General features: G+C 64.8%; 19 protein-coding genes and 1 other RNA gene. 7 read left to right on the forward strand and 13 right to left on the reverse strand.

The features are described from left to right. Nucleotides 1-6 precede the first annotated feature (6 nt). The 4 genes from ABC728_RS06095 to ABC728_RS06110 all read right to left on the reverse strand — a co-directional run bounded on the left by ABC728_RS06095 (nucleotide 7) and on the right by ABC728_RS06110 (nucleotide 4,096). Complete coding sequence (locus ABC728_RS06095) at nucleotides 7-1,254, reverse strand: MFS transporter (RefSeq protein ID WP_416619150.1); 1,248 nt, start codon at nucleotides 1,252-1,254, stop codon at nucleotides 7-9. A gap of 61 nt (nucleotides 1,255-1,315) precedes the next feature. Beyond that, the gene (locus tag ABC728_RS06100; protein WP_416619149.1) at nucleotides 1,316-2,704 is read right to left on the reverse strand and encodes an FAD-dependent oxidoreductase; all 1,389 of its coding nucleotides are present in this window, start codon (nucleotides 2,702-2,704) and stop codon (nucleotides 1,316-1,318) included. Continuing rightward, the gene (locus ABC728_RS06105; RefSeq protein WP_445376379.1) at nucleotides 2,701-2,997 is read right to left on the reverse strand and encodes a (2Fe-2S)-binding protein; all 297 of its coding nucleotides are present in this window, start codon (nucleotides 2,995-2,997) and stop codon (nucleotides 2,701-2,703) included. The genes ABC728_RS06100 and ABC728_RS06105 overlap by 4 nt, the downstream gene beginning before the upstream one ends. Then, the gene (locus ABC728_RS06110) at nucleotides 2,978-4,096 is read right to left on the reverse strand and encodes an NAD(P)/FAD-dependent oxidoreductase (RefSeq protein WP_416619147.1); all 1,119 of its coding nucleotides are present in this window, start codon (nucleotides 4,094-4,096) and stop codon (nucleotides 2,978-2,980) included. Before ABC728_RS06110 ends, ABC728_RS06105 begins: the two co-directional genes overlap by 20 nt. Nucleotides 4,097-4,590: 494 nt before the next feature. Here ABC728_RS06110 and ABC728_RS06115 point away from each other — a divergent pair, with 494 nt between their 5' ends. Further along, nucleotides 4,591-7,266, forward strand: coding sequence for a TonB-dependent receptor plug domain-containing protein (locus ABC728_RS06115; protein WP_416619146.1), 2,676 nt, complete (start codon nucleotides 4,591-4,593; stop codon nucleotides 7,264-7,266). Nucleotides 7,267-7,360: 94 nt separating this feature from the next. Here the strand turns inward: ABC728_RS06115 and ABC728_RS06120 are convergent, their stop codons facing one another. Next, nucleotides 7,361-7,732 (reverse strand): RidA family protein, encoded by a 372-nt coding sequence (locus ABC728_RS06120; RefSeq protein ID WP_416619145.1) that lies wholly within the window; start codon nucleotides 7,730-7,732, stop codon nucleotides 7,361-7,363. Nucleotides 7,733-7,931: 199 nt separating this feature from the next. On the opposite strand from ABC728_RS06120, the gene ABC728_RS06125 reads away from it, so the two are divergent. Further along, the gene (locus ABC728_RS06125; RefSeq protein WP_416619144.1) at nucleotides 7,932-8,849 is read left to right on the forward strand and encodes a LysR substrate-binding domain-containing protein; all 918 of its coding nucleotides are present in this window, start codon (nucleotides 7,932-7,934) and stop codon (nucleotides 8,847-8,849) included. 171 nt (nucleotides 8,850-9,020) lie between these two features. Then, nucleotides 9,021-10,181 (forward strand): enolase C-terminal domain-like protein, encoded by a 1,161-nt coding sequence (locus tag ABC728_RS06130; protein ID WP_416619143.1) that lies wholly within the window; start codon nucleotides 9,021-9,023, stop codon nucleotides 10,179-10,181. Nucleotides 10,182-10,268: 87 nt separating this feature from the next. Here the strand turns inward: ABC728_RS06130 and arsH are convergent, their stop codons facing one another. The 5 genes from arsH to ABC728_RS06155 all read right to left on the reverse strand — a co-directional run bounded on the left by arsH (nucleotide 10,269) and on the right by ABC728_RS06155 (nucleotide 13,733). Continuing rightward, entirely contained in the window at nucleotides 10,269-11,087 is an 819-nt protein-coding gene (arsH, locus tag ABC728_RS06135; RefSeq protein WP_416619142.1) for an arsenical resistance protein ArsH, read from the reverse strand. A gap of 5 nt (nucleotides 11,088-11,092) precedes the next feature. After that, on the reverse strand, nucleotides 11,093-12,160 hold the full coding sequence (gene arsB / locus ABC728_RS06140) for an ACR3 family arsenite efflux transporter (RefSeq protein WP_416619141.1): 1,068 nt from the start codon (nucleotides 12,158-12,160) through the stop codon (nucleotides 11,093-11,095). Between the two features lie 32 nt (nucleotides 12,161-12,192). Beyond that, the gene (gene arsC, locus ABC728_RS06145; protein WP_416619140.1) at nucleotides 12,193-12,618 is read right to left on the reverse strand and encodes an arsenate reductase (glutaredoxin); all 426 of its coding nucleotides are present in this window, start codon (nucleotides 12,616-12,618) and stop codon (nucleotides 12,193-12,195) included. Nucleotides 12,619-12,724: 106 nt separating this feature from the next. After that, on the reverse strand, nucleotides 12,725-13,066 hold the full coding sequence (locus tag ABC728_RS06150; RefSeq protein ID WP_416619139.1) for an ArsR/SmtB family transcription factor: 342 nt from the start codon (nucleotides 13,064-13,066) through the stop codon (nucleotides 12,725-12,727). A 64-nt stretch (nucleotides 13,067-13,130) separates the two neighbouring features. Further along, nucleotides 13,131-13,733: a TetR/AcrR family transcriptional regulator gene (locus ABC728_RS06155; protein WP_416619138.1), complete on the reverse strand. Its 603-nt coding sequence runs from the start codon at nucleotides 13,731-13,733 to the stop codon at nucleotides 13,131-13,133. A 154-nt stretch (nucleotides 13,734-13,887) separates the two neighbouring features. On the opposite strand from ABC728_RS06155, the gene ABC728_RS06160 reads away from it, so the two are divergent. Further along, nucleotides 13,888-14,643 carry an SDR family NAD(P)-dependent oxidoreductase gene (locus ABC728_RS06160; RefSeq protein WP_416619137.1) on the forward strand — a complete coding sequence of 252 codons (756 nt, stop codon included), beginning with the start codon at nucleotides 13,888-13,890 and terminating at the stop codon, nucleotides 14,641-14,643. A gap of 54 nt (nucleotides 14,644-14,697) precedes the next feature. Here ABC728_RS06160 and recQ read toward each other — a convergent pair whose 3' ends face one another. The 3 genes from recQ to nudC all read right to left on the reverse strand — a co-directional run bounded on the left by recQ (nucleotide 14,698) and on the right by nudC (nucleotide 18,613). Beyond that, nucleotides 14,698-16,554 (reverse strand): DNA helicase RecQ, encoded by a 1,857-nt coding sequence (gene recQ, locus ABC728_RS06165; protein WP_416619136.1) that lies wholly within the window; start codon nucleotides 16,552-16,554, stop codon nucleotides 14,698-14,700. 142 nt (nucleotides 16,555-16,696) lie between these two features. Beyond that, complete coding sequence (gene prmB, locus ABC728_RS06170; protein ID WP_416619135.1) at nucleotides 16,697-17,638, reverse strand: 50S ribosomal protein L3 N(5)-glutamine methyltransferase; 942 nt, start codon at nucleotides 17,636-17,638, stop codon at nucleotides 16,697-16,699. A gap of 54 nt (nucleotides 17,639-17,692) precedes the next feature. Next, entirely contained in the window at nucleotides 17,693-18,613 is a 921-nt protein-coding gene (gene nudC, locus ABC728_RS06175; protein ID WP_445376380.1) for an NAD(+) diphosphatase, read from the reverse strand. 110 nt (nucleotides 18,614-18,723) lie between these two features. Between nudC and ffs the strand changes: the two genes are divergently transcribed. From ffs to ABC728_RS06190, 3 genes are all read left to right on the forward strand, one after another. Then, nucleotides 18,724-18,821: signal recognition particle sRNA small type (ffs, locus tag ABC728_RS06180), an RNA gene on the forward strand. Between the two features lie 125 nt (nucleotides 18,822-18,946). Further along, nucleotides 18,947-20,860: a DNA polymerase III subunit gamma/tau gene (locus ABC728_RS06185; RefSeq protein ID WP_445376381.1), complete on the forward strand. Its 1,914-nt coding sequence runs from the start codon at nucleotides 18,947-18,949 to the stop codon at nucleotides 20,858-20,860. Nucleotides 20,861-20,863: 3 nt separating this feature from the next. Next, nucleotides 20,864-21,187, forward strand: a complete 324-nt coding sequence (locus ABC728_RS06190) for a YbaB/EbfC family nucleoid-associated protein (protein ID WP_416619132.1) — start codon at nucleotides 20,864-20,866, stop codon at nucleotides 21,185-21,187. Nucleotides 21,188-21,273: the final 86 nt, after the last annotated feature.

The following is a 21,273-nucleotide window of genomic DNA, read 5'->3' on the forward strand; positions in this document are numbered from 1 at the left end:
TTGGTATTATCCATCCGCCTGACTGGCCGACCGGGGCCGCGGCCCGCCGGGGAGGGTCAGCGCGATCATGGCCGAGATCAGCAGTGAGACGATCAGAAGCAGGAAGGTCATGTTGAAATCCCCACCCATCGCTTCAACCAGAAACCCGAGCATCAGCGGAGAAATGAAGGCCGCAATCTGACCTGCCATGTTGATGAAGCCGCTCGTCACCCCCATCAGCTTCTTCGGGACGGTGTTCATGGGCAACGCCCAGAAGGCCGTGAAGAAGGAAGCCAGGAAAAATCCGGCAAGCGTCTGCGATATGATCAGCATCTGCGGCGAACTCGCCGTGAAGGTCATGTAAAGGAAGAAAGCGGATGGTATCTGGGTTGCCACAATGGCCAGCCGCCGCCGGTTGCTGAAATATCTGTCAGAGATCCAGCCGCCGAGGACGCTGCCCACCGTTCCGGCAAAGAACGGCAGCGATACCACGATACCCATCTGCATCATCGAAAACCCCCGGCTTTGTACCAGATAGGTCGGCATCCAGGTGGTGAACCCCCAGAATGTGATGTTGAAGCTGAACAGGATAAGGAAGTACCGGATAATATTCGGCTCTTTTACCGCCTCCAGGATGCCGGCCTTTCTTTCGCCCGGACCGGGCAACTCTTCCTGGCCGATCTCCGTCAATTCCGCCGCCGTGATGTTCCTGGCTTCCGATGGCCTGTCGGCGACCAGCTTCCAGAAGACCGCGGCGAACAGCACGCCGGGAATGAAAAGCAGAAAGAAGACGGCCTTCCAGCCCCATACCGACATGATGGCCACGACGATCAGCGGGCTGATGGCCACACCAAGGGGGTTGGACGCCAGCATGATCGCGTTCGCCGTGGCCCGTTCCTGCCGGGGAAACCAGGTGGCGATGGTCTTGAAGGCGCAAGCCGGATAAACCCCTTCGCCAAGACCGAACAGGAACCGCACGACCAGCATCTGCATGAAATTGGCGGCGACGCCGGTAATGGCGGTGAAGGCGGACCACCACAGCATGGCCAGCGTGGCGACCTTGCGCACGCCGAACCTGTCCGCCAGCATGCCGCCGGGGATTTGCGAAAGGGAATATCCGGCAAAGAAGGCGCTCATCAGAATGCCGCTTTGCATCGGGGTGAGCTGGTAATCCGCGGCGATATAGGGGATCGCGACGGAGATGGCCATCCGGTCGATCCCGGAGATGATCCAGGTGACGAACAGGATCGAGAGAACCTTGTGGCGCGCCTTCATGGAATATTTCCGTCCCAACGGCTTGAGTTTTCTGCGTAAACCCACCCCCTGCCCCTGGGGATCAGGGTGGGGGCGGGCGATCCAGCAAAGCCAGTTCGCCAAGGGTCACGGGCTTCAAGGGGGGACGGACGTGAAGGAAGCCGACCTCCCCTGGCGGGCGCCCCTGTGCGGCCGCCAGCAGCCGGGTCAGCGTATAGCCGCATTGACGGCCCTGGCAGGGTCCCATACCGGTGCGGGTGGCGGCCTTGATCTGGTTGGGTCCGGGCATGCCCATGCCGCACAGCGCCCTGACCTCCCCCGCGGTGACTTCCTCGCACCGGCATATGATGGTGTCATCAGATGGCGCAAAGATTTCAGGGCGCGGCCGGAAAAGACTGTCGAGAAGCGGGCGCACGGCGCGTTCGCGATCAAGCTGCCGGCGCGGGCGATGTGCCGCCGCTGCCGCATCGGCCGTTGCCAGCCGGCCGGCCTTGACGGCGACCCGCAGGGCGGCCAGTTCGCCGCGCAGACAGGCGGCCTTTGCCCCCGCGATGCCGGCCCCGTCACCGGCGATGAAAAGCCCGGCCTGCGAACTCTCCCCCCACTCATCCAGCACGGGGGCAAAGCAATCCTGCGCCTCGTTCCACGCCATCAGGCAGTCCAGTGACAGTGGCAGATGGATGTTCGGAACGACCCCTTCATGGACCAGTATCGTGTCTGCCGGTGCGGTCACGATGGTGCCGCCCCTTGTCCGGTAACGCACCGCCTCCACCCGGGTGCGGCCTATGGCTTCGATCCCGGTGGCACCCCTGACGACGGGCACGCCGGCCCGGCGCAGCGCCGCCATCCAGCTAAGACCCTTGATCAGGGCGGCGGGCGTGTGCAGGGCACCCGGCAGGTGTCGAAGGGCTGCGCGCCACCGGCCGGGCGGGGTGGTGTCCAGATAGGAGGCGATCCGGCCGCCGGCCTGCAGAAGCTGCACCGCATAGAGCAGGGGCAAGGGGCCGCTGCCGGCAATCCGGAGCGGGCCTGCCGGGACCTGGCCCGCATTCTTCAGCAATATCTGGGCGGCACCGACGGTCAGCACGCCGGGAAGCGTCCAGCCGGGAAAGGGGACGGGTCTTTCCTGGGCACCTGTGGCCAGGATGACGGTATCGGCCTCGATCACTTCCGCCTGTCCGGCATGGCTGACAAAGGCGCGATAGCCCCGTTCGATCTGCCAAAGCTGGGTCGCCGCCCGATAGGTGGCTCCGCTGGCCCGGAACTGCGCGGCAATGGGCCGTCCTTCGGTGAAGGTCGGGCCCAGGATGGCATCCCGCCGGGCGGTCTGTTCGACCGAACGCCATATCTGTCCGCCGGGGGCGGGCTGATCGTCGATGACCGTCACGCTCAATCCGTGCCGGCGGGCGACGATGGCCGCGACCATGCCGGCCGGGCCGGCACCCACGATGAGAAGGTCCTGGCGGCTCATCCACAAATCCTCGGTCGGCCGATCTGGCGCATGACGCGCATTCCGTCCTGAACCGGCTTCATGCAGGTCTGGACCGAACGGGTCCCGTCGACCTCCGCCAGGCATTCAAAACAGACGCCCATCATGCAGTAGGGGGCGCGCGGGCTTTGGGAAACGGGTGTCTGGCGCGACCAGGGTTGATCCTGTCGCAGCAGCACGGCGGCAATCGTCTCACCCGGTTCGACGGTGACGGCGACACCGTCGATGTCGATCACCGGCCCGCCGGGGTCCGGCTCATGCAACTTCCTGAACATCGAAGCGCCTCTGGTGGAAAACGTCAAAGGAGGATGACAGACGGCCTGCGGCGATGGCGGCGGCGACCTGCACCGCATGCACTGCCGCAAGGGTCACGCCGGAATGGCAAAGGGCCACGAAAGCCCCGGGATGTGTCCCGGACTCCGCATAGATGGGATAGCTGTCGGGGGTCAGGATACGCAGCCCCGCCCATTGCCGGACCAGCCGCACATTGCCCAGGGCGGGAACGGTGCGAACGGCCTCCGCGCTGAGGGCGGCGGCGGCGGTGCTTGTGGCGGCGGTGTCGAGGCCGGCCTCCTCATGGGTGGCGCCGATCATGACCGTGCCATCCCGCGTCTGGCGCAGGCCGATGGTTGGCAATGGCAGGAAGGGGGCCAACCGTTCGGTGACCAGTATCTGCCCGCGCTGCGGCCGGATCGGAATGTCCATCCCGACCTGTGCGGCCAGCGCCTTGCTGGCAAGGCCGGCGGCGATCACGATACGGGCGGCCGACGCTGTCCCGCCCGTGAACGCGACCTGGAAGCAACCGCTGCGATCGGTTCCGATGGTCTGCACGGCGCTGCGCCCCAGCAGACGCCCCCCCTTGCGCAGGATACCGGCATGCAGCGCCGTCAGCAGGCGGAGCGGGTTCGCCTGCCCGTCCAGCCGTCCGAAACTGGCGCCGATCACATCCGGACCCAGCCCGGCATCCGGCATCAGTGCCGTCAGGGCCCTGCGGTCCAGCATCTCCCAATCGGCAGGGCCGGCATATTGGTTGTGCAGACGCAACAGCTCCGTCCGCCGCTGCTCATAGGCCGCTTCGCCCAGGCAGAGGGCCAGGCCGCCCTTGCGTTCATATTGCAGGTCGATGGCCGTCAGCGCGCCGAGCTCGCCGCTGAAGTCAGACCATAGACCCACGGAATCACGGGTCAATTGCTGATAGGCGGGCATGTCCATGCCCTTGCCATGCGACCAGACGAGCCCGAAATTCGCGCTGGAGGCCCGGATATCCCGGTCCCCTCCGTCCAGCACCAGGGGTTTCAACCCGTGATTTGCCAGCCCGTAGGCAATGGCCGAGCCGACAAGGCCAGCCCCGATGACAATGATGTCGGCGTTCATGGAAGTCCCTCTCGCATGAAGCGACCCTAGGCACCGCACGCCATGTCTGTCCAACTCGATAAATCACATATGCTATTCCTCTGGGTTATGGGGTATGCGGCGACCATCGGGACCGGCGATATCGCGTTCGCCGGTCGATCCGCCGGGTTGGCGCGTTCGCCAGGATGCGGCCGGACTGACCGACATACCCATGCCTCTGGCGGCCCGGCTGTTGAAGAAAATCCATAACCTGTAAGAATAACCTACATGGTTTTTCGACTTTGACAGAAATAGGCATGGCTTCACACGATAAGGCACCGCATACATAAAAATGGGAGGCTCATGTGGCCAAAGCCAAAAGGGGAAACCGTCGGTTCAATTCCCGTGCCGGACTGCTTTGCAGTGCGGGCACGGCGGGGCTTGTCGCCTTGTGGTCATGCGGGGGGGCCGTTGCGCAGGGCGCGTCCTCCCCGCCGGACGGCGCGGCGCGCGGCGAGGCCGTGCTTGAGGAGATCATGGTAACCGCCACCCGTATCCAGCGCGACGGATACGAGGCACCGACGCCGACATCGGTGATCGGCATCGAGGAGATCGCGGCGAAGGCGCCGGCCAACCTTGCCGATTTCGTGAACGAATTGCCGTCGATGGCGCCCAACAACACGCCGCGCGCCAATGTCGGCTTCGTCAGTGCGGGGCTGGTTGGCATCAATGCGCTCAATCTGCGCAGCCTGGGTGCCAGCCGCACCCTGGTCCTGCTGGACGGGCAGCGGGTGGGGCCGTCGACACTGACCGGTCTGGTGGATGTGAACCAGTTTCCCCAGGCGCTGGTCAAGCGGGTGGACGTGGTCACCGGCGGGGCCTCGGCCGGCTGGGGTTCCGATGCCGTGGCCGGGGTCGTCAATTTCCTGCTCGACAAGGATTTCACCGGGTTGAAGGGCCAGGTACAGGGCGGCACCACCACCTATGGCGATGGCCGCAACTACAACCTGTCCCTGGCCGGGGGCACGGGTTTCGCCGATGGCCGTGGCCATATCCTGGTCAGCGCGGAACATGCCTATAACAAGGGTATCTCTGGCGTGCCGCGCGATTGGTACGACGGCAGCAAGCTGATGTTCAATCCGGCCTATACGCCGACCAATGGCCAGCCGCAGTTGCTGGTCAGCCCCAATACCGGCTTCGCGACGGCGACGCCCGGCGGCATCATCACGTCGGGGCCGCTGCGTGGCACCTATTTCGGACCTGGCGGCGTTCCTGCCCAGTTCAATTATGGACCGGTCATCAGCGCACCCTTCATGCAGGGTGGCGATTGGGAATATGCCGATTTTGCCAGGTCCGGCGATCTCGATCCCCGGCTGTCGCGACAGAACCTGTTCATCCGGTCCAGCTATGACGTGACGGACAATGTGCAGGTTTTCGTGCAGGGGTCCTATAGCAGGGCCAAATCGTTCCAGCGGACGCTGAACCAGTTCAATTTCGCGAACATCACCATTCAGCCCGACAATGCCTTCATCCCGGCCAGCATCGCCGATCAGGTCACGGCCCCCTTCACGTTGGGCACCTTCAACCAGGACATGGGACCCATCCCCGCCCTGTCCCGGCGGTCTTCCTGGCGGGGTGTCGCCGGGGCCAGCGGCAATTTCGAGGCTTTCGGATCCGACTGGGATTGGGATGTCTATGGCCAGAAAAGCGTGAACCACGCCTACACGGCGGCCGATATCAGCATCACCGCGAATTACCGGGCCGCCATCGACGCGGTGCGCAATGCGAATGGGGCCATCGTCTGCCGCTCCACCCTGAGCAATCCCGGCAATGGCTGTGTGCCCTACAACATCTTCGGCACCGGCGTGGTCAGCGAGGCCGCGCTGGATTATGTGCTGGGCACCTCCTGGGGCCGCACCAAGCTGAAAGAGGATGTGTTTGCCGGCACGTTGCGGGGCCGGCCCTTCTCTAGCTGGGCCGGGCCGGTGTCGGTGGCGGGCGGCCTGGAACACCGGCGCGAAGCCGTATCGGGCAGCAATGACCCCCTGTCATCGACCCGCTCGTTCTTCGCCGGCAATTATTCCGCCAGCTTCGGTTCCTACAATGTGACCGAAGGGTTCCTGGAAACCGTGGTGCCGCTGGCCGCGGACCAGCCCTGGGCCCGCAGCCTGGATTTCAACGGGGCGGTACGGGCAACCCACTACAGCACGTCCGGCTATGTCACGACCTGGAAACTGGGGCTCACCTATTCGCCGGTCGACGATATCTCCTTCCGCACGACGCGGTCGCGTGATATCCGGGCGGCCAACCTGGCGGAACTGTTCCAGGCCAGTCAGACCTCCACGACCTCTTTCAACGATCCGTTCCGCAACAACGCATCGACCACGGCCTTCCAGGTGACGCGGGGCAATCTTTCCCTGGATCCGGAGGTGGCGGACAGCCTGGGTGTCGGCGTGATCCTGCGGCCGCGTTTCCTTCCCGGCTTCACGGCATCGGCGGATTATTACGACATCGACATCAAGGACGCGATTTCCACCGTCAATGCCGCGACGGTCGTGAACCAGTGTTTCCAGGGCAATGGTGCGTTCTGTTCCCAGATCGACCGGGATGTGGCCGGCGTGATCTCCTCCGTCCTGGTGCAGCCCGTGAACCTCGCCAAGCAGATCGCCCGCGGCATCGATTTCGAGGCCGGCTACCGCCAGCCCTTCCTGGATGGCGACCTGGCCATCAGGCTGATGGCCACCCGCTATCTGAAGAACTATTCCGATGACGGGATCACGCCGCCGACGGACACGGTCGGGACCAATGGCACCAACGGCACCTTGAAGAATTCGTTGCCCCGCTGGCGGTATCAGGCCTCCCTGGGGTGGAGCCGTGATCCCGTGTCGGTCCTGTTCACGGCCCGCGGCTTCAGTTCCGGTGTCTACAACACGTCCTATATCCAGTGTACCTCGGGCTGTCCTGCCTCCACGACGGCCAATATGACGATCAACGACAATCATCTGCCCGGTGCCATCTATTTCGACACCAGCATCACGATCAGCCTTTCCGATCAGGTGGATGGCTTCCTGTCGGTGGACAATGTGCTGAACAAGGACCCGGCGCAGATGGCCTATGGCCCCGGCGTCGGCACGGCACCGCTCAGCGTCAATCCGGTGCTTTATGATGTGCTGGGTCGGTCCTTCCGCATGGGCTTCCGCTTCAAGATGTAATCCAGTTCCGCTGCGCGCCACGTGGTGCGCAGCGGAACCTGCGGATGGCATCGCACAGGTCCCGGCGGCGGCTGGCCGCCGGGATTGTCGCGTTTCAGTTGCCGTTCACCGGTGCTACTGACGCCGTCACGATGAATTCCACGAGGACATCGGGTGCGCCCATGTCGCATTGTGCGGTGGCCCGTGCCGGCGCCGCGCCGGGCACGGTCCAGGCATCCCAGACCTCGTTCATGCCGGCGAAGTCCCGGCCGATATCCTTCAGCCATATCTGGACCGCCAACACGCGGCTTCTGTCTGTGCCGGCCGCGGCCAGCAGCCTGTCGACCTTCGCCAGGGCCTGCTTGGTCTGCCCCCTTATATCAAGCTGGCGGTCGTCCGCCGTCTGTCCGCACAGGAAGACCATATTGTTGCAGATCACGACGCGACTGACACGGGCGCTGGTTTCAAAGCGTTGAATATCGGACATTCTTTCTCCTTGCAGCCTTTCATGGCGGCTGCGGTGGTCGGGTGTGTGGAAGAGGCGCGGTGCCGTGGCACCCGGCGGGTCGGCTGGCCGCCAGCCTGCCCGCACGGGGCCAAATCCCCTTGCGCCTGATCAGGCTAGCCAGCCATTCTCCATCCGTCCAAATCGGATATCGGCCCATCCCATTCCCCGGGGTTATGGCATGTCGCGACATATCAATCTTCGCCAGATCGAAGCCTTCAAATCCGTGATCGAAAACGGGACGATCAGCCGTGCCGCCACGATGATCAACATCTCGCAGCCGGCGATGAGCAAGCTGATCGCCCATCTGGAGGCCGATACCGGCCTGAAGCTGTTCGACCGGGTGAAGGGCCGTCTGGCGCCGACCGAACACGCCATGCGTCTCTATGAAAAGATCGACCGCATCTTTGCGGGCGTCCGGCAGGTTGAGAATGCCGTTGACGCCATCCGCCGCGAGGAGCAGGGGCGCCTGTCCATCGGTGTGATGCCCGCACTGGCCGGTTCCTTCATCCAGCGCGCGACCATGGGGTTCCTGAAGGATCGACGGAACCTCTTCTGTTCCGTCCAGGCGCTCACCTCGCAATGGATCGTGGATTGGCTGGTGACGCGCAAGCTCGATGTCGGGCTGGTGGAACCCGGTCTCGACAATCCCTATGCGATGTTTGAACCGCTGATGGAACATCCGCTGGTCTGCATCATGCCGCGCGACCATCCCCTTTCGGCCAAAACCCTGATCGAGCCGCCGGATCTGCACGGGGTTCCCTTCGTGTCCGTCAATCCGGACAGTTCCTTCGGGCACAGGGTCAACACCATGTTCGAGACCTACAAGGTCCGGCCGCAGGTCGCCATGATCGCCAATGTGGCCTCGACCTTATGCGAATTCGTGGCGGCCGGCCTGGGCGTGTCGCTGGCTCATCCGCTGGTGGCAAGCGGGCTGGAGGACCGGTTGGCGGTGCGCCGGTTCGAACCCGAAATCCCCTTCCATTTCCAGCTTTGCCGCAGCATCGACAGCAGGAACGCCCATCTGGTGAATGCCTTCGTGCAGGAAGTGCGGATGACGGCCGAGTTCATCTCGGCATCCGTGCTTCGCCAGCCCTGAACGCATCGCCGGACATAACCTCCGGGAATACACTGCGCCGATAATCGACTTGGACGAATATTGGTGGGCGATATACCACTGGGTTGAATTGCCAGGGAATAACGGGACCCGGACCGTGACGGCCGGCGGCCCCGTGCCTGCCGCCCCCACATATTCTTTCAGGAGAGACAGATGATCCGGGAAACAGCCTGCACAGCCGCGATGGCGCGCATCGTGGCGGCCGAACTGTTCGAGATCGAGGTCGCCTTCAGCAGGCCCTACAACCTGTCCAAATCATACGGAACACTGGCCGGCACACGGGCGGTTCTGCTCAAGCTGACCGACGCCGATGGTCTGGTGGGCTGGGGGGAGGCAAACCCGATGCAGCCCTTCACGGCGGAATCGCCGCGGGAAGCCGGTAACGTCCTGCATGATCTGCTGTTGCCCGCCATTCTGCGTGAAGCCCGGCCGGAACCGGGGCGTATCGAAGCCATTCTGGACAATCTGCAGGCCGGGCACCTCTGCGCGAAGGGGGCCGTCAGCATGGCGCTGCTCGACCTTCTGGGCAGAAGGCTGCGGGTGCCGGTGGCAACCCTGCTGGGGGGTGCGGTCCATGCCTGCCTGCCCGTGCTGTGGCCTCTGGGTGCCGGCACCGCCGACGATGACATGGCCATCATCGATGACAAGCTTGCCCAGGGCTTCCATACCTTCATGCTGAAGATGGGCGTCGCACCCGTGCGGGAGGAGATCCATCGGGTCGCCACGCTGGAGGCGCGGTACGGCCATCGGGTGAAGCTGATTGCCGATGCCAACCAGGGCTGGACGCGCGACGAGGCGCTGGAATTCCTGACGGGGGTTGCAGGATCGAGCCTGACCTTTGTGGAACAGCCGGTTGCCAAGGACGATCTGGAGGGGCTGGCCATGGTGGCACGGGCCAGCACCCTGCCGATCTCGGCGGATGAGGCGCTGACCGGCCTGACCGAGGCGGCACGCCTGGCCGCCCTGGGCGCCGCCAACGTCTTCAGCATCAAGAGCAGCAAGAATGGCGGGCCGCTCCGGGCGCAGCGGATTGCCACGATCGCAGAGGCGTTCGGCATCCGCTGCTATATGAACTCCATGCTTGAATTCGGGATCACTCAGGCCGCATCGCTGCATCATGCCGTCACCATGACCAATCTGGTGGATGCCGGACACGCTTTCATGTCGACCCTGCGGCTGGCCGAGGACCCGACCGACTTCGCTGCCTTCGTGCGCAACGGCGTGGTGCATTTGCCCGACAGGCCCGGATTGGGCGTGGAAGTTGACGAAGCCCATGTGCGCCATCTGGCCCTTTCCATCCGTCAGGTGCGCTGAGGCGGGAGGGGAAGGGGCCGCCGGCCCCCCACCAGGCCGCAGGCGGACAGAGGCGTCGCGCTCTCAACACTGCCGCCAACAAAACGGTCAGGCCTTCGCTCCAACCCGCCCGGACGCTGCGCCATTGGCCGGGGTGGCCGGGTCCGGCGCCCGGATGGAAAGGTTCCCCCCGATGGCCAATGTGGCCAGATCGGTCGAGGCGTCGACAGGCCTGCCGGCTTGTCGCCGCTCCGAATAACGATCCACCAGCGGGTCGGCAAGGGGGCGTATCAGCACGGTGAAACGGACCAGTTCCTCCATGACATCGACGATCCGGTCGTAATAGGCTGAAGGCTTCATCCGCCCGGCCGCGTCAAATTCCTGGAAGGCTTTGGCGACGCTGGACTGGTTGGGGATGGTGACCATCCGCATCCAGCGGCCCAGGATGCGCAAGCTGTTCACGGCGTTGAAACTTTGCGAGCCGCCGGACACCTGCATCACGGCCAGGGTGCGGCCCTGTGTGGGCCGGATGCCGCCCATGGCCAGGGGCAGATGGTCGATCTGCGCCTTCATGATGCCGCTGATCTGGCCATGGCGTTCGGGGCTGCACCAGACCTGGCCTTCCGACCAGATGGAATGCTCGCGCAAAGCATGTACGGCCGGATGATCGTCGCCCTTCACCTGGTCGGGCAAAGGCAGGTCGGATGGATCGAAGATCCGCGTCTCCGCCCCGAAATACTCCAGCAGGCGGGCCGCTTCCTCCACCGCCAGACGGGAGAAGGAACGTTCGCGCAGGGAGCCATAGAGCAGCAGAATGCGCGGCTTGTGATCCAGAGGCCCCATGCCAAGCCCCGGCCGCTGGTTGGCATAGGCAGGATCGAGCGCCGGCAGATGGGTGGGGTCGGATAGCGGGCGTAGACGGTTCATATGGTTCACTCCTTGGCCGGTGCGGTGGCGGGATACCAGTGTCGGCCCAGCCATAGGGCCAACTGGACCATCAGGATCAGCACCGGCACCTCCACCAGCGGGCCGATGACGGCAGCGAAGGCGACGGGGGAGGCCAGTCCGAAAGCGGCGATGGCGACCGCGATGGCCAACTCGAAATTATTGCCCGCCGCCGTGAAGGCGACGGCGGTGGCGCGGGGATAATCCGCCGCGATCATCCGGCCCATGAAGAAGCTGACCAGGAACATGATAAGGAAATAGAGGGTCAGCGGCAGGGCGATGGACAGCGCGTCCAGCGGCAGCCGGATCACGTCGCCACCCTTCAGGCTGAACATCGCGACGATGGTGAAGAGCAGGGCTGCCAGCGTGAGGGGGGAGATGCGCGGCAGAAACCGGTTCTCGTACCAGTTCTCTCCCTTGGCGCGAACCAGGACCTTGCGGGTCAGGAAGCCGGCCAGGAAGGGGATGCCCAGATAGATCAGCACGGCCTCTGCAATGGTTCTGAAAGAGACATCGATGACGCTGCCTTCCAGACCCAGCAGGGGCGGCATAAAGCCCAGGAAGAACCAGGCATAGACACTGAAGAACAGGACCTGGAAGATGGAGTTGAAGGCGACCAGCCCCGCCACATACTGGTTGGAACCGCAGGCCAACTGGTTCCAGACCAGCACCATGGCGATGCAGCGCGCCAGCCCGATCAGGATCAGGCCTGTCATGTAATCCGGCTGGTCGGCCAGGAAAATGACGGCCAGGGCAAACATCAATACCGGCCCGATGATCCAGTTCTGGACCAGCGACAGGGCCAGGATGCGCTTGTCGGCGAAGACCTGAGGCAACTCCTCATACCTGACCTTGGCCAGTGGGGGATACATCATCAGGATCAGGCCGATGGCGATGGGAATATTTGTCGAGCCCACCGACAACCGGTCCAGTGCCGCCGGCAATCCCTCCAGCAGGCTGCCCGCCACCACGCCCAGGACCATGGCGGCGAAAATCCACAAGGTCAGGTAACGGTCGAGAAAGGAGAGGCGGCGGGCGGGTGCGGCTTGGCTCACGATGGTGGACCTTTATACCTGACGGAAGGGGATCAACGCAGCCGATTGCCGTCGGCATCCACGACAGCTTCGCCATCTTCCTTGGCAAAGGCCGATTTCTGCCCGTCGGGCAGGATATCCAGCACCTTCTCCGATGGCCTGCACAGGCGCACGCCCAGCGGCGTGACGACGATCGGCCGGTTGATCAGGATCGGGTGCGCCATCATGGCATCCAGCAGGGTGTCGTCGGACAAGGATGGGTCGCCCAGCCCCAGGTCGGCATAGGGCGTGCCTTTCTCGCGCAGCACCGCGCGTACCGGCACATTCATGCGGGCGATCAGATCGGCCAGGGCCTGACGCGGGGGCGGGGTTTTCAGATACTCGATCACCGTCGGTTCCACGCCGCTGTTGCGGATCATGGCCAGCGTGTTGCGCGACGTGCCGCAGTCGGGATTGTGATAGATGGTGATACCGGTCACGGCTTGCACTCCGCCATGATGCTGCGGGCAGAGTTGCGGGTGCGGAAAAGGAATATGGTGAAGGCGCGCACGGACATGATGTCTCCTTCCATGGGGCGTCGGCGGGTCATTCCCCGCAATCGCCCGTACAGGCCGGCATCTGGATGCCGCCACAGATTTCCGGCCGGCCCTGGCAGCAATCCTCCATCATGAAGGCGACCAGCTTGCGCGTCCCCGCATAGTCGGCAGCATAGAAAATCTGCCGCTGTACCCGCCAGGATCGCAGCAGACCCGCCCGTTCCAGGATGCCCAGATGGTGGGAAAGCGTGGAGGCGGGAACGCCGACCCGGTTGGCGATCTCGCTGGCATGCAGACCGTCGGGCCCCATTCGCACCAGCAGGCGGAAGATGGAGAGCCGGGTATCCTGGGCGAGGGCCGCAAAGGCTTCGATGGCATTTTTTGATTCCATAATTCTATAATCATAGAATTATGGGAATGTGTCAAGCGTTGCCATTGAGCGGCAATGTGGCTGGTTATGAGAGGGTGGGGGCGTCGGGTTCGGGCCAGGCGCGAAGGGCCTGATCGGCGACGGCTTCCAGCATTCGACGGCTGTATCCGGCCTTGGCCTGAACGGCCATGCCGTGCAGGATGGCAGTCAGGAACGCGGCAAGGGTTTCGGGATCGGCGGTATCCGGCAGGTCCCCTTCGGCCTTCGCCTGTTCAAACCGCTCTTGAATCCGGGCCTGGCCGGCGGCGCGGGCATCGATCAGGGCCTGGCGCACGGGCTCGGCCTCATCCGATCCGGCCAGCACGCCGTTGATGCCGAGGCAGCCGGTATTCTCCGCATAGCGGGTCGTGAGTTCGGCTGCCTGATAAAGGATATGCCGGGCCACTTCCCGCGCCGTGGGGAGCGCCAGCGCTTCGGGTATATAGTCCAGATAGCGCTGGTAATAGCGGTCCAGGGCACGGCGGAACATCGCTTCCTTGTTGCCGAACGCGGCATAAAGCGCGGGCCGTTCCACCCCGGCGGCCTTGGTCAGGTCGGCATAGGACGCGCCTTCATAGCCCATGCGCCAGAAAACGCACAGCACGGCGTCCAGCGCCTTTTCCACATCGAATTCCCGATGGCGTCCCATCAGCTTCGCTTGGTTCGTAATTTCATAATGATCATTAGTAAACCGCTTGACCTCATCCTGTCAAATATCATACAGATCGTTACCATAATGATCGTTATGAAATCGGGCTGCCGGCATGAGGCCGTGCGGGTCCGTCGATCGAAGGAGGTTTTCCATGCAGAAGACACTGACTGGCAAGGTCGCGCTCGTTACCGGCGGGTCGCGGGGGCTGGGTGCGGCCATTGCCGAGACGCTGGCCGACAACGGGGCCGATGTCGCATTCAGCTATGTGGCATCCGACGAGAAGGCGGCCCAGGTCGCCGACAAGCTGCGGGCAAAGGGTGTGCGTGCCCTGGCAGTCAAAAGCGATCAGGCGGACCTGGCATCGGCACAGACGCTGGTCGATGCCGTCATTGCCCGGTTCGGCAAGCTCGATATCCTGGTGAACAATGCGGCCATTGCGGTCCAGGGGCAGCGGGTGGATGATCCCGCTCTGGATATGGCGGGACTGGACCGGCAATGGCAGGTCAATGTGCTGGGCGCCGTGGCCACAACGCGGGCCGCGGCCCGGGCGCTTTCCGATGATGGGCGGATCATCTTCATCGGGTCCGGGCTGGGCGGCCGTGTGGCGTTTCCCGGGGTGGCGGATTATGCGGGCACCAAGGCGGCCATCGTCGGATATGCCCGGGGTGTGGCGCGGGACCTTGGCCCCCGGAACATCACTGTGAATGTCGTGCAGCCCGGTATCATGCCCACCGACATGGCAGCGGCCGTCGCCGACAATCTGCCCGACGCGATGATGGACCTCCATGCCATCCGCCGGATCGCCAATGTGCAGGAGGTGGCGGCGGCCGTCTGCTTCCTGGCCGGCCCGGACGCCGGTTATATCAGCGGCGGCATCCTGGACGTGTCCGGCGGATACCAGATCTGATCCCGACCCTTCATGCTGCGGGGGGTATCCCCTGCAGCATGAAGGGTCGGTGCTCTAGCTGTGGGCCAGGATCACATCCAGGAAATAGGCACCGTACCGTTCCAGCTTGCGCGCGCCGACGCCCTGCAGGCTGCCCATCTCGTCCAGTTCGGTCGGCCGCTCCCGGATCATCTCCATCAGCGTGGCGTCATGGAAGATCACATAAGGGGGCACACCCTGTTCACGTGCCAGTTCCAGGCGCAGGGCCTTCAGCGCGTGCCACAGCGTGTCGTCGGCGGGTGACAGGTCGGCGGTGGAGGTCCTGGGCCGGGGGCTGCCGCCGCGTGTGGCGGACCGGCCGCGCCCTTCCGATGCCGGGTCGCGGCGCAGGCGGACGGCTTCCTGCCCCTTCAGCACGGACGTGGCCGTTTCCGCCAGGATCAGCCCGCCATGTCCTTCCGGGTCGGCGCAGAGATAGCCGTTGGCCACCAATTGCCGGAAGGCCGAATGCCATTCCTGTTTGGACAGGTCCGATCCGCAGCCGAAGGTCTTCAGCTTGTCATGGCCGCGTTCGACCACCTTGTCGGTGCTTGTACCGCGCAGCACATCGACCAGATGCCCCACGCCGAACCGCTGTCCCGTGCGATAGACGGCTGACAGCGCCTTTTGCGCCACCACGGTGCCGTCATAGGTTTCCACGGGCTGGAAACAGGTGTCACACTTGCCGCAAGGCTTGGGATATTCCTCCCCGAAATAGGTGAGCAGCGTCTGGCGGCGGCAGCGGGCCGTCTCGCAGAAGCCCAGCAAGGCCTCCAGCTTCTGCCGCTCTGTCCGTTTGAAGGCCGGTGGGCTGTCGGAGCTTTCCACCATCATGCGCATCTGCACCACGTCGGCGAAGCCGTAGAGCATCAGCGCTTCGGCCGGCAGCCCGTCGCGGCCGGCGCGGCCGGTCTCCTGGTAATAGGCTTCCAGCGAGCGCGGCGGGTCCATATGCACGACGAAACGGACATTGGGCTTGTCGATGCCCATGCCGAAGGCCACGGTGGCGACCATCACCACGCCCTCGCCCTTGATGAACCGGTCCTGGTTGGCCTGTCGCGTGGCCGGGTCCAGCCCCGCATGGTAGGGCAGGGCATCGATCCCCTGATCGGCCAGATATTGCGCGATGGCATCCACCTTGCCGCGCGACAGGCAATAGACGATGCCCGCATCTTCCGGCCGGCGGCGCAGGAAATCCAGCAATTGCCGGCGCTCCTGGTCCTTGGGCACGATGCGGTAGGCGATGTTGGGGCGGTCGAAGCTGGCCAGGAACAGGCGGGCATCGGTCAGGCCAAGCCGGTTGGCGATATCCGTGCGGGTCTGGGCGTCCGCCGTGGCCGTCAGGGCCACGCGCGGCACATCGGGGAATTTCTCGTGCAGGATGGAAAGCTGAAGATATTCCGGCCGGAAATCATGGCCCCACTGGCTGACGCAATGCGCCTCGTCCAGCGCGAACAGCGCGATGCGCGACCGTTCCAGCAATTCCAGGAAGCGCGGCGTCACCAGCCGTTCGGGCGCGACATAGAGCAGGTCCATCTCGCCCCGCTCGCAGGCCCGCTCCACCTCCATGGCCTCGCGCCAGTCCAGCGTGGAATTGAGATAGGCGGCGCGGACGCCCAGCTGGCGCAGCGCATCCACCTGATCGCGCATCAGCGCGATGAGGGGGGAGACCACGATTCCCACGCCCGGCCGCACCAGCGACGGGATCTGGTAGCAGAGCGATTTGCCCCCGCCTGTCGGCATCAGCACCAGCGCATCGCCGCCCGACGCCACATGCTCCACGATGTCCGCCTGCATGCCGCGGAACAACGGGTAGCCCCAGACGCGCCGCAGCACGTCCTGTGCCGCCGCAAGCGGCGTCAGGGGGGAGGGCTGTGAGAGGGCGTCGGGCATGGGCTGATGCTTGGGGCGTTGCTACGGCTTGGGGTCATGATGGCATGACGACCACCATATGAGGGAACGGCATCAGGTGTACGGCAGGTGCCGCGGCAGGTCCAGCCCTTTGGGGACCTGCCTGCCGCACCCGCCGGCCGCATCAAAGCTCCAGCAACTGTTCGCGCGTGATCCAGAACACCTCGCCGAAGGACAGTTCCGTTTCCAGCCACAGGAAATCGGCATCGGGATAGGCCTCCTCCAGGGCCGCGCGGCCGGTGCCGATCTCAACCAGCAGGCCGCCGCCGGGATTCAGGTGCTTGGGCGCGTCCTTCAGGATGCGGTGGACGATATCCATCCCGTCCTCGCCCCCGCCGGCCAGGGCCATGGCCGGTTCCGCCCGGTATTCCGGCGGCAGGTGTTTCATGGCATCGGCATCGACATAGGGCGGGTTGGTCAGGATCAGGTCGTATTTCCTGTTCTTCAGCGGCTTGAACAGGTCGCCCTGGTGAAGCTTCACCCGGTCTTCCAGACCATGGTCGGTGACATTGATCCGGGCCACCTCCAGCGCATCGGGCGACAGGTCCACGGCATCGACCTGGGCCAGCGGGAAGATGCCGGCGGCCAGGATGGCCAGGCAGCCGGATCCGGTACACAGGTCCAGCACCTTTTCCACCTCGGTCACGTCATCGACCAGCGTGAAATCCTGTTCCCCGCCGAACAAATCCCCGAACAGCAATTCTCCGATGAAGGAACGCGGTACGATGACCCGGTCGTCCACATAAAAGGGCACGCCCTGGATATAGGTGCGCTTGGTCAGATAGGCGGCCGGCTTGCGGGTGATGACACGCTGGTGGATGATTTCCGCCAGGGCCAGGCGCTCGGCCGGGATCAGCCTGGCATCCAGATAGGGTTCGAGCTGGTCCACGGGCAGCTTCAGCGTTTCCAGCACGATGAAGGCCGCCTCGTCATAGGCAGTGACGGCGCCATGGCCATGCACGAGCCCGGCCCGGTTGAAGCGGCTGACGGCATAGCGCAGGAAATCGCGCACCGTGGACAGTTCCGCCGCCACGGTGCTGGTGGCGGGCAGGGACGGGTCGGTCATCTGGGCATTCACTCCGGCTGGAACGAAACGGGCTGGCAGGATGGCAGCGGCGGATTATCCGCGCAACCAGGACGAGATCAGTTGCCGGGAGATGCTGTCACGGGGCGGCAGGCGGAATTCGTCGCCCGGCGGCGGGTTCAGGATGTAATCCCGGCTGAACCACCGCACATCCTCCAGTTCCTCCTGGTCGGGACGCACGTCGAAGCCCGTCGCCCGTGCGTGGAACCCCAGCATCAGGGAGGCGGGGAAGGGCCAGGGCTGGCTGGAATGATAGCGGATGTCGGTGACGGGAACGCCCGCCTCCTCCATGCATTCACGTGCAACCGTCTCCTCCAGGCTTTCGCCCGGTTCCACGAATCCGGCCAGGGTTGAATACATGCCGGGCGGGAATCGGGACTGGCGTCCCAGCAGGCAGCGGTCGCCGCCATCATGCACCAGCATGATCACGGCCGGGTCGTGGCGCGGGAAATGCGATATGCCGCAGGCGGGGCTGGTGCAGCGGCGGCTGTGCCCTGCGTCCGCCGCCTCGGTCGGCGACCCGCAGGCGCCGCAGAATTGGTGGCGGCCATGCCACAGCAGCAGGGCGCGGATATAGGCATAGATCCCGCCCAGGTGCCGGTCGATGCGCATGCCCAGCGATCGCAATTCCACCAGCCGGCCCAGCCGCGCTATTTCTCCATGGCTGCCGGCATCCTCCAGCGGCGACAGATCGACGGCGAAATAGCTGAAACCATTGATATCGCCCAGGTAAAGCGGCGGCATGTCCAGATGCGCGGTCCACCATGTGGCATCGGCCGGCAGGAAGGCCGGCTGCGGCGCTTCGTCCGGCCCTGTCACCAGATGCTGGCCGCGCCACCATGGGATGATGCGGCTGGCCGGGGCCTGACGCAGGCGGTCGGCCAGCCACTGCGCGTCTTTGCGCCGGTGCGCGGAGCGGTCCAGGCCGCTGCCGGTGTAGAAGTTCGGTGTCATCATGGTTTTGGACCGTGACATGGCCGGCGCAGGCCCGCCAATGCGTTGGCGTCAGACCGGCCCCGGCGGAATCCCCCTTGTCTTTGGCGCCCGTCTCGCCGATATAGGCGTCGGGAGGTTGGCAACGGGCGAGTCCCTCGCCAACCCGGTCAGGTCCGGAAGGAAGCAGCCGTAACGAGTTTCGGCTCGGGTCGTTCGTCCAGCCTCCCACCTTCAAATTCCTTTGAATTCATGATGTTGGCCCCGGTTTTGCCGGATCGGGCGCTAAATCATTGGCGTCGGCCGCGACCGGGCACTAAAGTGCGGCCATTCCTCCGCGCCTTGGGATCAAGCCCCGTGACCGACGAGACGACAGCGACCAGCCATTCCGCCGCCGGCGCCGCCTACCGTGTGCTGGCGCGCAAGTACCGGCCGCAGAATTTCGATGAGCTGGTGGGGCAGGATGCGCTGGTCCGCACGCTGCGCAACGCCATCCAGTCGGGCCGCATCCATCAGGCCTATATGCTGACGGGCGTGCGCGGGGTGGGCAAGACCACGACGGCCCGCATCATCGCCCGTGCCCTGAACTGCATCGGGCCGGACGGGCAGGGTGGCCCGACCATCAGCCCCTGCGGGGTGTGCGAGATGTGCGTGTCCATTGCCGCCGACCGCAATGTCGACGTGATCGAGATGGACGCCGCCAGCAATACCGGCGTCGACAATGTGCGGGAGATTATCGAGGGCGTGCGTTATGCTCCGTCCTCGGCGCGCTACAAGCTCTACATCATCGACGAAGTCCACATGCTGTCGAAAAGCGCCTTCAACGCCTTGCTGAAGACGCTGGAGGAGCCGCCGCCGCATGTGAAGTTCGTCTTCGCCACGACCGAGATCCGCAAGGTGCCGGTGACGGTCCTGTCGCGCTGCCAGCAATTCGACCTGCGGCGGGTGGACCATCAGACACTGTCGGGTCATTTCACCCGCGTGGCCGACAGGGAAGGCGTGCCGGTGGAAGCCGACGCCATTGCCCAGATCGCGCGGGCGGCCGATGGGTCGGTGCGTGACGGGCTGTCGCTGCTGGACCAGGCCATCGCGCTGGGCGGGGGCACGGTCACCCTGGCTCAGGTACGTGACATGCTGGGCCTGGCCGACCGCACCCGTGTCATCGACCTGTTCGAAGCGACGCTGACAGGCAGGCCGGCGGATGCGCTGGATATCCTGACCGACCTGCATCGTTGCGGGGCCGATCCGATCGTCGTCGCCCAGGATCTGCTGGATTTCACGCATTTCCTGACGCGCGCGCGTGTCGTGCCCGGTACGGCCGACGATGTGTCGATACCGGAGGATGAGCGCACGCGCGGCGTGGCCCTGGCGCAGAGGCTTGGCATGCCGTCCCTGGCCCGGGCCTGGCAGATCCTGCTGAAGGGGCTGGGGGAGATCCAGCACGCACCCGTGCCCATGCAGGCGCTGGAAATGGTTCTGATCCGGCTTTCCTATGCGTCGGACCTGCCCAGCCCGTCCGATCTGATCCGCAAGATCAATGAGGCCGGCGGGGTGGAAGCCGCGGCCCGTGCCCTGCACGCGGCCGCTGCGTCGCCAGCCGGTGGCGGTGGTGGCGCTGGCGGTGGATTCTCGGCCGGTCCCGGCCCCGCTGTTCATGCGGGGCCGACCCACGGGGCGCCGATGGCCATGGTGGCCGGCGGCCGTGCCTATGCCGGTGGTCCGGCAGCGCTGCCGGCACCCGTACCGGCGGAAAAAATTGAAACGGTGCCGGAACCAACCAGTTTCCAGGCCGTTGCCGACCTGTTCCTGGACAAGCGGGAAGGGGTGCTGGCCGGCCTGTTGCGGGCATCGGTCCATCTGGTCCGTTTTGAAAGCGGAATGATCGAGCTGCGGTTGCAGCCCGCCTGTCCCCAGAATTTGCCGGGCAAGGTCGGGCAATTGCTGACCGAATGGACGGGCCGGCGCTGGGTGGTTACCGTTTCCGGTGCCCAGGGCGCGCCCACCATCGCGGAGCAGGAAAGGCAGGCCGAGCAGCGCCAGCGGGCGGAAGCGGCCGAGCATCCGCTGGTCAAGGCCGTGCTGGCGGCTTTTCCCGGCGCCCGGATTGACAGGATCATCGACCAGTCGCAGGTGGCCTTGCCCCCGCCGCCGCAGGCCGAACCGGAGATTCCCGAGGCGCTGGACGCTTTTGGGGGTGACGAGATGCCCGACAACCCTTATTTCGATGCCCCGCCGCCCCTGGATGAGGGCGATTATGAAGGAGACTTCTGAGCCATGAAGAATATCGGCCAGATGATGAAGCAGGCCCAGCAGATGCAGGCCAAGATGCAGGAAATGCAGGCCAAGCTGGCCGAGCATGAGGCCACGGGCGTGTCCGGAGCCGGCATGGTGCAGGTCCGGCTGAACGGCAAGGGCGAACTGCGCGGGATCAAGATCGACAAGGCCGCCGTCGATCCGGAGGATGTGGAGGTTCTGGAGGACCTGATCACGGCCGCCTTCAACGATGCCAAGGCGAAGGTGGAAGCCTATATGGCCGAGCAGACCAACTCGCTGATGGGCGGGCTGAAGCTGCCGCCCGGCTTCAAGATGCCGTTCTGATCCGTTCCGGAGGGGCAACGGCCTTTCCATGTTGGCGCCGCCCCAGGTTCTGCGGGGCGGCCTTTTGACCCTGAGTGCGCCCGTGT

Source organism: Niveispirillum fermenti (genome assembly GCF_052474395.1).

Bases quoted from the DNA above. Each gene is read 5' to 3' on its own strand.
- nudC (WP_445376380.1), bottom strand. From the start codon at position 18,613: ATGATGACACCGAACTTCTACACCGGCAGCGGCCTGGACCGCTCCGCG.
- ABC728_RS06125 (WP_416619144.1), top strand. From the start codon at position 7,932: ATGTCGCGACATATCAATCTTCGCCAGATCGAAGCCTTCAAATCCGTG.
- ABC728_RS06155 (WP_416619138.1), bottom strand. From the start codon at position 13,733: ATGGGACGCCATCGGGAATTCGATGTGGAAAAGGCGCTGGACGCCGTG.
- ABC728_RS06100 (WP_416619149.1), bottom strand. From the start codon at position 2,704: ATGAGCCGCCAGGACCTTCTCATCGTGGGTGCCGGCCCGGCCGGCATG.
- ABC728_RS06095 (WP_416619150.1), bottom strand. From the start codon at position 1,254: ATGAAGGCGCGCCACAAGGTTCTCTCGATCCTGTTCGTCACCTGGATC.
- ABC728_RS06115 (WP_416619146.1), top strand. From the start codon at position 4,591: ATGGTAACCGCCACCCGTATCCAGCGCGACGGATACGAGGCACCGACG.
- arsH (WP_416619142.1), bottom strand. From the start codon at position 11,087: ATGAACCGTCTACGCCCGCTATCCGACCCCACCCATCTGCCGGCGCTC.
- ABC728_RS06110 (WP_416619147.1), bottom strand. From the start codon at position 4,096: ATGAACGCCGACATCATTGTCATCGGGGCTGGCCTTGTCGGCTCGGCC.
- prmB (WP_416619135.1), bottom strand. From the start codon at position 17,638: ATGACCGACCCGTCCCTGCCCGCCACCAGCACCGTGGCGGCGGAACTG.
- ABC728_RS06190 (WP_416619132.1), top strand. From the start codon at position 20,864: ATGAAGAATATCGGCCAGATGATGAAGCAGGCCCAGCAGATGCAGGCC.
- ABC728_RS06160 (WP_416619137.1), top strand. From the start codon at position 13,888: ATGCAGAAGACACTGACTGGCAAGGTCGCGCTCGTTACCGGCGGGTCG.
- ABC728_RS06105 (WP_445376379.1), bottom strand. From the start codon at position 2,997: ATGTTCAGGAAGTTGCATGAGCCGGACCCCGGCGGGCCGGTGATCGAC.
- ABC728_RS06120 (WP_416619145.1), bottom strand. From the start codon at position 7,732: ATGTCCGATATTCAACGCTTTGAAACCAGCGCCCGTGTCAGTCGCGTC.
- ABC728_RS06150 (WP_416619139.1), bottom strand. From the start codon at position 13,066: ATGGAATCAAAAAATGCCATCGAAGCCTTTGCGGCCCTCGCCCAGGAT.
- ABC728_RS06130 (WP_416619143.1), top strand. From the start codon at position 9,021: ATGATCCGGGAAACAGCCTGCACAGCCGCGATGGCGCGCATCGTGGCG.
- recQ (WP_416619136.1), bottom strand. From the start codon at position 16,554: ATGCCCGACGCCCTCTCACAGCCCTCCCCCCTGACGCCGCTTGCGGCG.